Below are 14618 nucleotides of genomic sequence, written 5' to 3'. Positions count from 1 at the left end.
GGGGTGAAATCCCCCCGGGCTACTCACCGGTTGGAAAGAGCGAGTTAAACCGGATCACCGTTGAATGGTTCTCCGTTCACCGAAGAAAACTGTTCTTAGTTCCATAGCGAGGATCTGTTCTTCGTTTTTGGTTAGGGCAATGAAGCAAGAGCATCAGAATTCCGACCAGGAGCTTTGTCGGAATGACAGCATTTGACGTTTCTTCACTTTAGGGCTTGCAACTTGCATCTTGGCACTTGCAACTGGTCTTGCTCTCTTGTCGGAGAACGGTGAACCGAGAACGGATAACCGGTTCTTATTCAGCTTGCAACTTGGAACTGAGAACTTGCAACTGATCTTTCAGCGTACAGCGGATCTTTCCAAGGGCGGCTCCTGTTTCAGAATGGCAAGCTGCGAGGTTTTCGTAGGGGACGGACAATTTAAAACCTGAGTATCCCCACAATCTGCTTCACCCGCTCTTACCGAACCGAACTCTATAACCCGGCTCACAGACTGGCTGCCTTTCTCCACGAAAATGAAAAAATCTGTGTGCGTGTGCGTTAGTTTTCAGTCTTCTCAATGGTATAATCACCACAAGTCACATAATTCATCCTACCTTAATCTAACGCAACAATGACAACTGTTCTCCAAAATCACACATCTTTCAAGGAGGTTTCTTTGAATGAGAAGATTTCTGGTTTTGATTACTGTCATCTGTGTTGCCTTTTCCGTAACCCTTCTCGCCGCCGATTCTTTCACCGTTTACACGACTCTTGAAGAGCTTGCGGCAAAAGAGCTTTTCGACAAGTATGAAGAAGTCACCGGTATCAGGGTTGACTGGGTGAGGCTCTCCGGTGGAGAGGCCGAAGCAAGGATGGAGGCTGAAAAGCTGAATCCTCAAGCCTCGATATGGGTTGGAGGAGTGGGACTGAATCATATCAGTGCAAAGCTGAAGGGTCTCACAACCCCTTATTTCTCTCGGGCGGCCGCAAATACTCCCGAGCAATACAAGGATCCCGAAGGCTATTGGATAGGTCTCTACCTTGGACCTCTGGCATTCGCCACTCACAATGGTCGTGCAGCTGAGCTAGGACTTGAACCACCGAAGGGCTGGTTCGACATACTAGATTCCAAATATGAGAATCTCGTAAGGGTAGCGAATCCAAATACTTCTGGGACGGCCTACAACCTTATTACGTGTATGATTTCTCTTTTCGGAGGGGACGAGGACCTCGCCTTCCTCTATCTGAAGAAACTGGACAGAAGCATCGAGATGTACACGAGATCCGGTTCGGCAGGAGGAAAGAGCGTTGCGATTGGAGAGATACCCTTCGCAATAGGTTATGCCCATGACATGGTCAAGCTGAAGGCCGAAGGTGCCGACATTACTATAACCGTTCCCGAAGAAGGTACAGGCTTCGAGATCGCTTCGATGTCTTTGATCAAGGGCGGACCGGATCCTGTCAATGCGAAGAAGTTGTATGACTGGATACTGACCGAAGAGGCACAGGCAATCATTGCAGGCTGGTACGTTATACCAGTTTCAAGGATCGCTCCGAAGCATCCGCTCTCTTTCAGCATGGAAGAAATCAAGACAGTTCACCAGGATTATGTCTGGGATGCTGAGAACAAAGAAAGACTGCTCGATCGCTGGACGGAAGAAATAGGTGGCGGGGTAGAATAATTGGTTGATCAGAGCAGGAGCTAGTCTCCTGCTCTTCTTCACTTTGGCTTCACCAATCAAGGTTACTCTTGGGGTGTGATCGGATTGTATTCCTGGAGAAAACTCTTATCGTTCGCGTTGATTAGTGTTTTAGTCTTTGTCGCCCTTTTCTGGATCTTCGATACATTGAAAGACTCTTTCTTTAAGGTTGTTAGAGACAACCAAAGGCAGCTGGTTACGGTTCTTGCCGAATCGGCACCAAGAGACAGGGAACTTGCCGAGGACTGGATTACCGCAGTAAGCAAGGAGTTCGACGAAGCGGAAATAATCTATGTTCACGGAGTACCCGGCTGGGATGAACTGCAGATCTTGACCCCGAACGAACAACTGAGAAGCTTCTATGAATCGAATTACAGTTCGGAGGACTTCGACAAGGGACTTGAAAGCGTCTACTATCTTGAGAACTACTACTCTTCCCTCAAGTATTCATTCGAAGGAAAGAGTGTTACGCTGGTGTTTGCACCACTGATAGACGAAACTCGTTACGACGTTACGGGCTTTCTGCTATTTCTGATGTCTGCAGAGGCTGGGGAGAATTACGCAAATCTACTAAACTTATTTATGATAGCCGCATTCGCTGTCTTCGTTATCATTTATTTCATCTCGAAATTCTTCAGAGATCCCGTAATAGGATATGTTATTCTCGGCCTTTTCTTGATGGTCGGAGTATTCGTAGCCTATCCTCTGTTTGAGGCTATCAGATTGACCTTTCTGGCCGACGGCAAATTCTCGATGCGTACTTGGGTCACAATTCTCTCTTCCAGACAGTATCTTGGTGCGCTGTGGGGGAGCGTAAGACTTGGCATCCTCACGGCTACATTCTCCACGATTATTGGGTTCATCTTCGCTTTTGTCATAAACAGAACGGCCATAAGAGGAAAGAAGTTCCTGAGCACTATGGGGCTTCTGCCCGTAATCTCTCCGCCATTTTCCCTGTCTTTGTCACTGATTTTGCTCTTTGGAAGCAACGGACTGATAACAAAGCAAATACTCGGGCTGAAAGACTTTACCATATACGGACTTGGCGGCCTTACAGCCGTACAGACTATCGGCATGTTCCCGATTGCCTTCCTCACTCTTTCGGGAGTTCTACAGGCAATCGACTCTACACTCGAGGAGGCTTCTCTCGACCTTAACGGTAGCAGATGGAAGACCTTCTCGAAGGTCACCTTCCCTTTGGCTATTCCCGGTGTTCTCAGTTCCTGGCTGCTCGTTTTCACCAACTCCCTCGCTGACTTTGCAAACCCACTGCTCCTGGCGGGATCTTACAGGGTGCTCTCGGTAGAGGCATACATTGAAGTCACAGGAAGAAACAGGCTGGGCCATGGTGCGGCTCTTTCCATACTGCTGCTTATGCCTACACTAACGGCCTTCCTAGTTCAAAGATTCTGGGTAAGCAGGAAATCATACGTAACTGTAACCGGAAAGCCCTCTTCGAGACTGAGCGATCTAGTTTCAAAGCCTGTAAAATTCGGCCTCATAACGTTTATCGTTCTCATCATCGTCTTTATCCTCGGACTGTATGGAACGATAGTGGCCGGCTGCTTCGTAGCCAACTGGGGTATAGACTACTCTTTCACTCTGAAGAACATAACGGAAGCGCTGCAGAGAGGAAGGGACGCGATTGTAGACACCTTCACCCTGTCGGCAATCGCCACACCATTCGCCGGACTGATAGCGATGATGGCTGCGCTGGTAATCGTCAGGAAGAAGTTTGTGGGGAAGAGGGTTCTTGAGGGGTTGATTCTCGCACCGTTCGCCATACCGGGGACGCTGATCGGTATCTCATATGTGCTTGCCTTCAACAAACCCCCGTTGATTCTCGTTGGAACTGGGGCAATTATCGTTATCAACTACATAATAAGGGAGCTGCCCGTCGGTGTCGAAGGAGGAGTGGCCACTCTCAGGCAGATAGATCCCGCTATAGAGGAGGCCGCGCAGGATCTTGGCGCGGATTCGACTACGGTCTTCAGGACGATCGTCTTGCCTCTGATACGTCCGGCATTCATTTCCGGGATGTCATACACTTTTGTCCGATCGATGACTGCCGTCAGTGCGATCATATTCCTGATATCCGCTAAGTGGTACCACATGACGGTTCTCATATATAACTTCTCAGAATCGATAAGATTCGGACTGGCTAGCGTTCTTTCCACCGTATTGATTATCATCGTCTTCGGAGCGTTCGGACTGATGAGACTTCTTGTGCGAAAGAACGAGTACATGGAAAAGAACGTAACTCTAAACTGATAATTGGTTTGCGAGGTGGTTGGATGTCAAAGACTTCTGTCTCAGTTAGGATCGAAAACGTCACCAAGGTCTTCAAAGATGTCAAAGGGAAGGCAGATGTTATAGCCGTTAACAATGCCAACTTTGATATAGAACCCGGTGAATTAATCACTCTGCTGGGTCCTTCTGGTTGCGGGAAGACGACGACGCTCAGGATGATCGGTGGATTCGAACTGCCCACAAAGGGAAAGATCTTTCTGGGGAATGAAGACATCACGTTTCTGCCGCCCAACAAAAGAGATACTGCTACAGTATTTCAGAGTTACGGGCTTTTTCCGCACATGAACGTCTTTGACAACGTTGCTTACGGCCTGAAACTGAGAAAGCTTCCCACAAAGCAAATAAAGGACAAAGTAATGAGCACTCTCGATCTGGTCGGCTTGAAGGATCTGGCCCAGAGGGCTCCTTCGAAACTCTCCGGCGGCCAACAGCAGCGTGTCGCCCTTGCGAGAAGCCTGATCGTGGAGCCTTCCGTACTGCTTCTAGACGAGCCTCTTTCAAATCTGGACGCCCTGTTGAGGGAACAGATGCGAGTCGAGATAAAGCGGATTCAGAAGACGCTTGGAATCACCACGATATACGTGACTCACGACAGGGTCGAAGCAATGAGTCTCTCGGACAGGATAATCGTGATGAAGAACGGTTTCATAAGGCAGATAGGCTCACCGAACGTGCTCTATGAGGATCCAAACTCAAAGTTCGTTGCGGGGTTTGTAGGAAAAGTAGCCTTCTTACCGGTGGAGGTTCTCGAGATGAATGGAACCTGCAAAGCAAAGTTTGAAGACAAAACAGTGGAGGTTGGCAAGTTCTCGCCGGAATTATCACCTGGAGAAGCCGCCGTGATTATGGCCAGACCCGAGTCTCTCAAACTCGTTGATCCCGGAGAGGGAATGATTGAAGGCCAGGTAACGACAAACATATATCTCGGTGGAAGCCTCGAATCATATGTGGCAACCGAGCACGGAGAACTCCTGGTGCAGATAGACAACCCCGCCGAAAAGAAAATTTATCCCGAGGGAGAGAAGGTTTCCATCGGCATTATCCCGAACCTGGCAAAAGTGCTGCCGAATAAGGATGAATGAGGGTAAGACCGTGGTTGCGGGTAGGAGGGAGGTTGGAAAAAGCAAAATATCAGTTCCAAGTTGCAAGTTGTGAGTTGTGAGCAAAGGCCGGGGTCAGAGGTTTGAGAATAGATGTAGGAAGATCGAGATCGTTCAGAGAATCTAACAATGCGTCATGCTGAACTTGTTTCAGCATCTCTTAAGAACCGTCCTTCGTTGCACGTCCCGGATCATGGACCAGTCCTTGGATAACATCAAGCGAGAAAGAGCATTATCGAGAGTTCGCTCAATCACGAGAAGAGCGAGATTCTGAGCAGGATCATCTCAGAATGACGCGATGCAAGAGAAGGCTATCCTCCCATGTCACTCGTACACACTCCTTACTTCATAACCCGTAAGCCTGCCCTAAAATGCTCTTGTTTGGGGCTCCTGTTTGGGGGCTCTTTTTTTGGACTACTATTCAGGGTCATCCCGTGATGCATGTGCACGGGATCTCTTTCTTCATCTTCAATGGCAAAAGTGGGGATTAACCGATTCTTGGATTCTGTACTATTATTCACGGAGATCCTTACCAAGAGCTTGTCAGGATGACCTAGAGTGCGAGTATCTGCTTCTTCGTTCTTGGTTAGGGCAATGAAGCAAGAGCATCAGGATTCCGACCAGCTTTGTCGGAATGACGGAATGCGATGTTTTTGTTCAACCCCTGGCTTATAACTTAGAACTCACAACTTACAACTGATCTTTCAGCGTACAGCGGCTCTTGAGAAGCCAGTCACCTTTGGTGGCCAGTTCCGCTTCGCGGGCAAAACAAAAACAATCGAGAAAGAGAGCATAGAGAGGTTCGCTACGCTCACGAGAGAAGAGAGAGAGGGAAGTCAGTCTGCTGACGTAGGCTTCTTCTAAGTTTTGCAACTTGGAACTGACAACTTGCAACTGATCTTTCAGCGTATAGCGGATCTTCAAAAGCCAGTCACTGCAAGCTGTGGCGAGAAAAACTACAAGAATGCCAAACCGATTTGGCAAAGCCAGTTCTACTTCGCGGGCAAAGGAGCCGTTGCGTTCACGTGAAGATCGAGATTCTGACCTGAAGCTTTATCAGAATGACGGGATTTGACTTTTTCTTTACTTTAGGGCTTGCAACTTGCATCTTGGCACTTGCAACTGGTCTAGCTCTTGTCGGAGAACGGTGAACCGAGAACGGATAACCGGTTCTTATTCAGCTTGCAACTTGAAACTGACAACTTGCAACTGCTCCATCTCGAGGACGGCGGACCGTTGACGGGCAACGGTGTTTTTCATCAGCGACCAGCGGCTCTTGAGAAGCCAGTCACCTTTGGTGGCCAGTGTTTGCTTCGCAAAGGCCAGTCTCGCCTTAGGTGTGACTGGCCAGGCGAAGCCTGACTGGATTGCGTCAGCAGACTGGCGTGTTCTTGCCTTCGAATGCCTTGACTGAGTTGGGCTAACAAAGTAGAATGAATTCAGCAACGCTATATGCCGTTTTTGGAGGCGATTCTGATGTTGGTTTTAGCTCATAGGGGTATGGGGAAGGGCAGATACGAGAATACGCTGAAGTCTTTTGAGGAGGGTCTGTCCTTTGGCGCACATGGCATTGAGCTCGACGTAAGGCTTACGAAGGACGGCGCAGTGATCTTGAATCACGATCCCGATCTCAAGAGAACTATGGGATTGGATGTCAAGCTATCTGAAACGACACTGGACGAACTGGACAAGATGGACCTGATTGGATTTGATTCTCTAACTACTCTCGAAACGGTTTACAAAGAGCTCCCCGAAGAGACATTTATTGATGTCGAAATCAAGGCCGTTGAAGCCGTCCCTCAAGTAATAAAGATTATCAAGAGGTTTGATGCGGTTGAGAGAACAATGTTCTCCTCTTTTCATCATGATTGTTTGCTTGCATTCACCGAGGAGTTCTTCGGCAATCCAATGATTGCACCTATAATAGATAAAGAGATCCGCCAAGTCGGCGGCGAAGAGTATCTGGCGGGCGTCATAAAGAAGTACAAGCCCTACTCAGTAAATCTCAATAAAGATCTCTTCGAATATTTGGGACTGGAAAAGGGCCTCTCCATGTTGCGGAAGGTACGTGAAGGCGGAACCAAAATTTCACTCTGGACGCTGAACGATCAGAATTTGCTCCTCAAGGTCAGGGAAGTCTGCGACTTTTTGATCACTGACTGTTCTGATAAGATGAGGGAGGTAGTATGAAGAAAAATATACGCAAAAGCCTTATTGTCACCTTTCTAATCTTAACTTCACTGACGATGCTTCTTGTATCCTCTTGCGGAGAGAAGACAGTCCAGCCCGAAGAGCAAATATCGCTTTCTCGGGAAGAGATTCTTGCTCTTTCGGGAATTGAGGAGAGTGAGATCGATTTCAGAAAGGTCAAGCTAGACGTTTCAGGAAAACCTCAGCTTACTATTGCCGTTTACGACGGGGAAGGGAGAGAGATCTTCTCAAAGGACTTCCCTCAAAGTGAAGTTAAGGGAGGCTACGTTACGGTTGCAGTGATCAAATCAGAGGTACTCGATGCCTTGCGATTTCTATATGGCGTGACCGACTCGAAGGGAAGTTTCTTCCCAATAGTTCAGGACTTGCCGTACTTCCAGTATCAGAACGTTGTTGTCAACAACGCCGATGTTCCAAGAATATCTTCAAAAGGAGAGTTTAGATTGTCTAGCGTAACCTTCGGTCAGGAAAGGCAGGAGGTTTTTCTAAGAGTGAAGTAGACTCGATACTTCGGAAGGGGATTGACTTGAAAAGGCTTTTCGTGGTGGTGATTCTTATGGCTTCTTTAATGGCATTCGGAGCAAGCTTGCCCAAAGAAAGGATTCGAAGTGCCCTAAGTATTCTTCAAGAGCTTTCGGAAACGGAAGACAGTGGATCTTTTGCTGAGTTGATGAGTAAGTCTAGCGGAATAGTGATTTACCCTGAGATGGTGAAAGCCGCGCTTGGATTCGGCGGGCAGTTCGGAGAGGGTTTTCTGCTCAAGAGAGGAGAAGATGGCCGCTGGTATGGACCGTTGTTTCTCAAGCTGTACGGTATAAGCTACGGATTTCAGGCCGGCGTTCAAAAGAGCGGTCTGGTGCTTGTCATTATGAACGAGAAGGGCATTGAAGGTTTTCTAAGCAATAACGTTACCCTTGGCGGAAGCGCCTCGATTTCGGCCGGGCCTACGGGCAAGACCCTCTCTGCAGATACTGATTACAAACTAGAAGCTGCCATTTACTCTTATTCAGTTAGTAACGGCATCTTCGCCGGTGTATCACTGGGCGGTTCGATTGTACGCCAGGACACCGAAACAAACAGGGATTACTATGGGCTATCGCTTACTCCCACCGAGATTATTGAGAGGGAAGCAAGCGGAGTGGGAATCGAAGAGCTTGTTGGATTTCTCAATTCATTGATTGGCCCCAAAGAATAGCCTTGCGCTTTAGCAATAAGAAACTGCAATATTCCGAAAAGCAAATCGGGTCTCAACTTCGATGCTCAGGTTTGAGAGCTTCTGTTTTTTCGATATCCAGCCTTCACGTACTATAATGGCACCAAGGTAGTTCTTCCTTAGTGAGATAGGGTAGGTGAGGTTTTGAGACTTCTCTTGGTTCTGTTCATTGCTCTTGTAGCGGTTGGTCTCGCTGTGAATATCGAAACGATTGAGAGCCTCAAGGGCAGCTGCCATAGTGCGGATTCTAAGGGCTTTGAGATGGAAGGCGGCAGCTCCGCAACCGTTACTGCAATTCCCTATGAAGCCGTCTCGGAACTGGGCATCCCGATCGATGATCTAGTGGGGCTCTTGTTTTTTGAGCTGCCGGAGAACTCTTCGGAAGTATCGTTTCTAAATGTTACTGTGACAGGGAAATGCAAACGTGGCGAACCTGTGAACGGGATTTGGGCAGATCTTTATGTAATTGGGGAAGGGTTTCTTGTTCAAACTGCAAGGTATGATCCATTTATTCTGATAGATTCAAATAGACTAGTAGTTGCTCTTTCGAGTTATCTCGATACGTCAGTTTACTATTCGGTTGTTCTGAACGGAAGTAGAGCAACCTTCAAATGGGAGTTCAACGTTGACTAATGATGTAGTTAGACGATCGCATTCAGAGAATAGAGCGGAGAAAGTAAATGAGAAAGCTTAGCAGAAAGATCTCACTACAGTTCCTGCTCTTCGTTCTTGCGGTGCTAACTTTGCTTGTAACGTTGCTGGCGATCACTTTCATCCAAACAGCAACCGATGAGTACAAGAGCTATCTAACCGAAAAGAAACAGTCTGTCTTTCAGTGGTTCATAGATCTGCGCAGAGATCTGAAACTCTTTGTCGATCGTTACGCTCTCGAGCATGTCCTAGAAAGTGGGTATGACATTCTCGTTCAACTCGGTGATGAGAGAGAGATAATTCTTAACAGGTCGGCTCTTTCCGACGAAGAGATTGATAAGATCGAAAGGTCGGGAAACGGATTTAAGATGCTTGAAAGGCAGCTCGTGTACTTCTCTACAGTAGTCAGCAATGAAGTTCCGTACCTTGCAGGGATTATCTTCGACAACAACGATATCGAGAGTCTTTCGTCGTTTATCGGACAGGATGGGATTGCCTTCCTGCTAATCGGCGATTACTTTGTTATTCCGAGAGAGTTCTCGGACTCAGGATTATATGTGAGGACTGTTCTGGATGAGGAGAAGTGGTCGGAAGAGACACCTTTCACTGTCAGAGAACCCAGACCGACTTTCTCTTTCTTCTCGTCTGGTTCTCTGTTCATTGTGGACAAGGTCTCAATTGGGGGCGCAGATATCTATGTGCTGCAATCACAGGGCCTCCTCGTCAAGCTAAGAAACAGACTGCTTCCGATTATCAGCATCGTTGTCCTGGGTGTCTTCGGTTTTTCCTTCGTACTTTCATTCTCGCTAAACGCTCATATATCCAAAGCCCTTTCGGAATTGCTGAAGGGATTTGAGTCGATAAAGAAGGGGTCGTTTTCCAGAGTCAAAATCAATTCGAATGACGAGCTTGGCGAGATAGCCTCTGAACTCAACAACACCATGGTCTTCATAGAGAGGACACTGGACAGATTGAAGAATTCCAACGAGCTCCTGAGAAAAGTATCTAAAGAGGCCCAGCAGGCAAGTAAGATGAAATCGGAGTTTTTGGCGAACATGTCACACGAGATGCGGACTCCAATGAACGCTATCCTTGGGTTCGCCGAGCTTCTTATGAACGACGAGACGAACCTCGAAAAGATGAAATACCTTAAGACTATCTATAGAAGCGGTGAACACCTTCTAAGCCTTATCAACGATGTGCTTGATCTCTCCAAAATTGAAGCGGCCCGTTTCGACCTCATGATCTCCCCTTACAGCCCATCGAAACTTGTCAATGAGCTTACTGAAACTTACCTGCCGATGGCCTATTCTAAGGGTCTGCATTTTGCAAACAGCGTAACGGAAAGAGTCCCGGAGTATGTAGATGGTGACGAGTTCAGGATGAGGCAAATCCTGACCAATCTGATTTCCAACGGACTGAAGTTTACCGAGAAGGGATACGTCTCGATACTGCTTGATTATGATGGAAAGTATCTCATATATACCGTTCAGGATACAGGCTTCGGGGTCTCCAGGGACGAGCTGGAAGAGATATTTGAGCCATTCATTCAGGCAGACGGAACCATGTCCAGAAAGTTTGGTGGAACGGGTCTAGGTCTTGCAATAACCAAGAAGATAGTTGAGCTCATGGGGGGAACGATCAGATTCGAGAGTAAGGTTGGGGAAGGATCTAAAGTGACCGTCAGAATACCTTCGCAGGTTTCTAAAGAAGCTCCAAAACAAAAGGAGAGAGCCGAAATCCCTATGGCCGGAAAGGTCATTCTCGCATCTGACGATGACGATTTCTTGATTATTGTCGGCTCCATGCTAACGAGAAACGGCATTCATTATCAACCCGTCAAGAACCTTACAAATCTCTCCAGAGCGGTTAAGGATCTCGGCGCATCACTTGCGATCGTAGACACTCCAAAAAAAGCTAGCGAGGCCCTTACTGCCCTTGATGGTATCTACGACGCTTCAATTATCGCAATCACGGATGCTGCCAAAGACGAAGTCCAGTTCGGCGACAGAGTAGATGAAGTTATCCAGAAGCCGGTAAGAGAAGAGGAGCTGATGAAAAGTATAGGCAACTACTTCGAACTCGCTCCGAAAGCAGGCAGTGAGAAGTACAGGATTCTGCTGACCGAAGACAACGAGGCCAACCAGTTGTTGATAAAGGAAGTGCTGGAGAAAGCAGGATATTCGGTCGATCTGGCAAGCAATGGCAAAAATGCTGTTGAGATGATACGGAACAACAAGTACAATCTCGTTCTGATGGATATGCAGATGCCGATCATGGATGGATACGAAGCCACAAAGGTATTGAGAGAAGAGGGCTACAAGATTCCTATAGTAGCTCTGACTGCCCATACCATGCAGGGAGATGAGGAGAAAACCATAGAAGCCGGTTGTGACGGCTTCCTGGGTAAGCCCGTGAGTCAGTCTGATCTTCTCGAGGTAGTTCGCTATCATCTTGGCATCTATGGCAAGACCGGCAAAAAGAGAGATGGAGAACAGGCAAGATCTTACAAGGCCAAGCATACGCAAGACAGCATCTCTCTCTTCGCTAAGGATATGGGCTTGTCGTTCGAAGAGGCCTCGGCGATGTTCGAAGAATATGGGGAACACATCCACAAAACCATTGACGAGATTCAGAACGCTTTGGAAAGAAGAAACTTCGACTCCATCTCCAGAGACGGACACAGCCTCAAGGGCTCCGGAAGAATGTACGGCGTTGAAGAGCTGTCTGAAGTTGGATTCAAGCTTGAAACAGCAGGAAAGAGCGGAGACGACAAAACGATTGCAGACTGTATATTGGAGCTTAAGAAACTCTATAGAAAACTCTGGGCGTAGTGCTGGCCGAAGTAACCTGAGGACGTATCACTTTGTTTTTCTCGAAAGCTTCTCTGTCAACTTTGATTCAAGTCTGCTAGAGCTAAGAATCGCCGGTATTATTACAAGTGTGGACATAGAACTGATCGCCATATTAAAAATCGTTAGCAAACCAAATACCGAAAGGTTAGAAATCTCGAAAAAGCGAGAACTGCAATCCCGAAATCAGAGTCGCCGCATTCACCGGCAACGCATGGCCCCCGGTTCTTGAAGCTTTGCTAGAAACCTCCTGAAGACGCAGCCCCATCTTGAGATCTGATATTACTCTTTCGATGAAGTGGATCGCATAATCTATTCAGACTCCCACTGAAATGCTAGCCACGAGAACAGTTGCCGCATCAAGCGAGCCCCCTAGAATACCCATGGTCCCCAGACTGAACGTAACGGCAAAGAAAAGGGTAGCATGGCCATTGATCCCACCAGGAGAGAAGAAAACATGAGCGATACAAGCGACCATACGACCAGAACCGAGAATGCGAGACTGATCGCCTGGCTTCTGGAGAAACTCTCCATGTGAAGCTGAATAATACGGGGGTGTGCACTTAAGGGTGACGGTGAATTCCGCTGGAAGTATTTCCCTAAGGCCGTTCTCAACGCGGACAAGAGTTCGGGAGATGTCTCTTGCGTTGGTATTTCTTATGTAGGTGTGAATTGCTGCTCTTGACGAGTCTTGACTAACGGAGCCCTGATAACGGTCCCCGCAATCATACCTCTAAGAAGGTTCGGTTGCACTTGAGTCGGCAGGCCAGAATAGAAGCTCTCAATCAGATTTGCAAAAGTTGAGGTCTTCGAGAGAATATTAAAGCCCTCCAGGGAACTTTCCAGATCATTCAGAGTATCTATGAAGGCCGGTGTCAGTACACCGCCCGGCTGGTTTGAATCAACGACTTTCAGGAGGAAGGAGCAGCCACCATACCTTTCCTCAAAGGCCTCTACTTCCTTTGAGACTTCGTTCCCCTTCCTGAAATATTCCGAAAGATTCGACTTGAACTGCAAGTTAGCAATTCCAAACGCGCACAACTACCGCCAGAATTGACAGATATGTCACCGGTTTTCTGTGTCTGGATACTGAAAGAGAGAGTCTGTGGAGCAACCTTTCTATGAGCGGCTCCTTGAGTCCTCTTTAGGTGGCAATCACAAACCTAGTAGTTGGCAAGACTTTAATAAGCGCAAGGACGGCTAAGAGTGAGAATATCATAGCGTAGAGAATCCCGAATACGCTGAAATAACCGAATTCATGCATTAGAATCACGCTTGAGAAGGCGAGAGAACCAACCCCCCCGCTGTGGTTAGCGAGGTCATCACAACCGGCAGAATCATTGATTTCATCGTCTGCATTATCGCCTCCCTCTTTACCGAGCCCCTCAAGATCTCCACTCTGTACCAGCTGAATATGTGAATACTGTCGGGGCAGCCCATGGCTATCAAAAGAATTGGAAGAACTGCACTCACAATAGTGAGTGGAGTATCCGTCACTGCCATTAGTCCGAGAGTCACCGTCACACTTGAGAGCACTGTGATTGCCGGTGTTAGAACACCGCAACACTCCTGAAAGTGAGAAAAGTCACGAGAAAGGCAATGACTATGGCTATCGGAAACAGCAGGAGAACATCTGCAATGACAGTGTTGTCAACTGAATAACCCAGAAATAGTTCGCCCGTCAATCTAAATCTGTCCGCGCCACACTGTGAATCGAGTGTCTTCTGAATTCCCTGAATAGCCGTTTTTCCCCTGCTGCCCAGTCCGCCTAGTACATACAGTTTCACGAGGGCGGCGTCGCCTTTTGAGCTTGCCGCGAAGTAGCTATCAAAACTCTTTTCGAGCAACTTCCTGAAAGCCTTGACTTCCTCGACCGTAAGTGGAACCTGGTCGTAACCGGAACTGTCCTTATGGCCAGACCCTGAAGAGTGATATAGGTTGTATCAAGAGGGCTCAGAGCCCTCGAAACATTTGGAATTTGTCTTATGGTCGAGATTGTCTCGGAGAGTTTCCGCCATGAGGCGGGATCATCCATGTTTCTTAGAAGCGCAAGGTACAGCGGCTCCCAGACAGAGAACTCTCTGGCGGCCAGTTCATTCTCCCTTATGACTCCCTCGGAGTCCGAGGCAAGATTGTCGATATTTGTTTCAAATCTCAATGAAGTAACCCTCAATCCGAAAAGAACTGTGATAGAAAGAAACGCAAGAATTGCCAACTATGGAAAGGTTATGCTGAAAGGCATCAGTCTTTCCGATGCTTTCAAAAAGATTCGGGTTATGAATGGCTGCTTCCCGGCCTCTAGTCTTTTCAGCTTCTCCAGCCCCCCAAAGAGGCGGTCGATTATTGATATGATACCATTGAGAATGTAGGTTGAAACATTTCGTCCTTGATAGTGATCGGCTTTCAACGTGTTGGAAATAAAAGCGACCTTCCAGGGTTCGCGGAGCTTTGGATCAACGTTTATTCTAGAGCAGTTAATATGGAGGGAGATGCAGGTTGGATATTGCCGGAAGAATCAGAGGTGGTCTTCTTCACCTCCCTGAGTTCAGTTGCAAACTCCTCTTTTGATGCATCGTTTTTGCTTTGAGTAGCTTCAGTCA

General features: G+C 47.6%; 12 protein-coding genes. 9 read left to right on the top strand and 3 right to left on the bottom strand.

What is annotated here, in order from left to right; all coding sequences use genetic code 11:
- Positions 1–661 precede the first annotated feature (661 nt).
- From B3157_RS08150 to B3157_RS08115, 8 genes are all read left to right on the top strand, one after another.
- Positions 662–1663 carry an ABC transporter substrate-binding protein gene (locus tag B3157_RS08150; protein WP_292590030.1) on the top strand — a complete coding sequence of 334 codons (1002 nt, stop codon included), beginning with the start codon at positions 662–664 and terminating at the stop codon, positions 1661–1663.
- A gap of 75 nt (positions 1664–1738) precedes the next feature.
- Entirely contained in the window at positions 1739–3952 is a 2214-nt protein-coding gene (locus tag B3157_RS08145) for an ABC transporter permease (protein ID WP_292590028.1), read from the top strand.
- Positions 3953–3975: 23 nt separating this feature from the next.
- Positions 3976–5073: an ABC transporter ATP-binding protein gene (locus B3157_RS08140; RefSeq protein WP_292590026.1), complete on the top strand. Its 1098-nt coding sequence runs from the start codon at positions 3976–3978 to the stop codon at positions 5071–5073.
- Positions 5074–6567: 1494 nt separating this feature from the next.
- A complete protein-coding gene (locus B3157_RS08135) occupies positions 6568–7281 on the top strand; it encodes a glycerophosphodiester phosphodiesterase family protein (protein ID WP_292590024.1) in 714 nt (237 codons plus the stop codon).
- Positions 7278–7802, top strand: a complete 525-nt coding sequence (locus B3157_RS08130) for a hypothetical protein (protein WP_103133766.1) — start codon at positions 7278–7280, stop codon at positions 7800–7802. The genes B3157_RS08135 and B3157_RS08130 overlap by 4 nt, the downstream gene beginning before the upstream one ends.
- 26 nt (positions 7803–7828) lie before the next feature.
- Positions 7829–8497 (top strand): lipid-binding SYLF domain-containing protein, encoded by a 669-nt coding sequence (locus B3157_RS08125; RefSeq protein WP_292590021.1) that lies wholly within the window; start codon positions 7829–7831, stop codon positions 8495–8497.
- Between the two features lie 162 nt (positions 8498–8659).
- Positions 8660–9148, top strand: coding sequence for a hypothetical protein (locus tag B3157_RS08120; protein ID WP_292590019.1), 489 nt, complete (start codon positions 8660–8662; stop codon positions 9146–9148).
- 47 nt (positions 9149–9195) lie between these two features.
- Complete coding sequence (locus tag B3157_RS08115; RefSeq protein WP_292590017.1) at positions 9196–12000, top strand: hybrid sensor histidine kinase/response regulator; 2805 nt, start codon at positions 9196–9198, stop codon at positions 11998–12000.
- A gap of 675 nt (positions 12001–12675) precedes the next feature.
- Here B3157_RS08115 and B3157_RS08110 read toward each other — a convergent pair.
- The 3 genes from B3157_RS08110 to B3157_RS08100 all read right to left on the bottom strand — a co-directional run bounded on the left by B3157_RS08110 (position 12676) and on the right by B3157_RS08100 (position 13865).
- Positions 12676–13035, bottom strand: a complete 360-nt coding sequence (locus B3157_RS08110) for a hypothetical protein (protein ID WP_292590015.1) — start codon at positions 13033–13035, stop codon at positions 12676–12678.
- Positions 13036–13287: 252 nt separating this feature from the next.
- A complete protein-coding gene (locus B3157_RS08105) occupies positions 13288–13560 on the bottom strand; it encodes a hypothetical protein (protein WP_292590035.1) in 273 nt (90 codons plus the stop codon).
- A gap of 8 nt (positions 13561–13568) precedes the next feature.
- Positions 13569–13865 carry a hypothetical protein gene (locus B3157_RS08100; protein ID WP_214061371.1) on the bottom strand — a complete coding sequence of 99 codons (297 nt, stop codon included), beginning with the start codon at positions 13863–13865 and terminating at the stop codon, positions 13569–13571.
- A 186-nt stretch (positions 13866–14051) separates the two neighbouring features.
- Between B3157_RS08100 and B3157_RS08095 the strand changes: the two genes are divergently transcribed.
- Entirely contained in the window at positions 14052–14387 is a 336-nt protein-coding gene (locus B3157_RS08095; RefSeq protein ID WP_214061370.1) for a hypothetical protein, read from the top strand.
- Positions 14388–14618 lie beyond the last annotated feature (231 nt).

Source organism: Mesotoga sp. UBA5557 (assembly GCF_002425715.1).
Taxonomy (GTDB): domain Bacteria; phylum Thermotogota; class Thermotogae; order Petrotogales; family Kosmotogaceae; genus Mesotoga.
The sequence above is the reverse complement of the archived record's forward strand: the minus strand, read 5'-3'. Positions and strand labels throughout refer to the sequence as shown.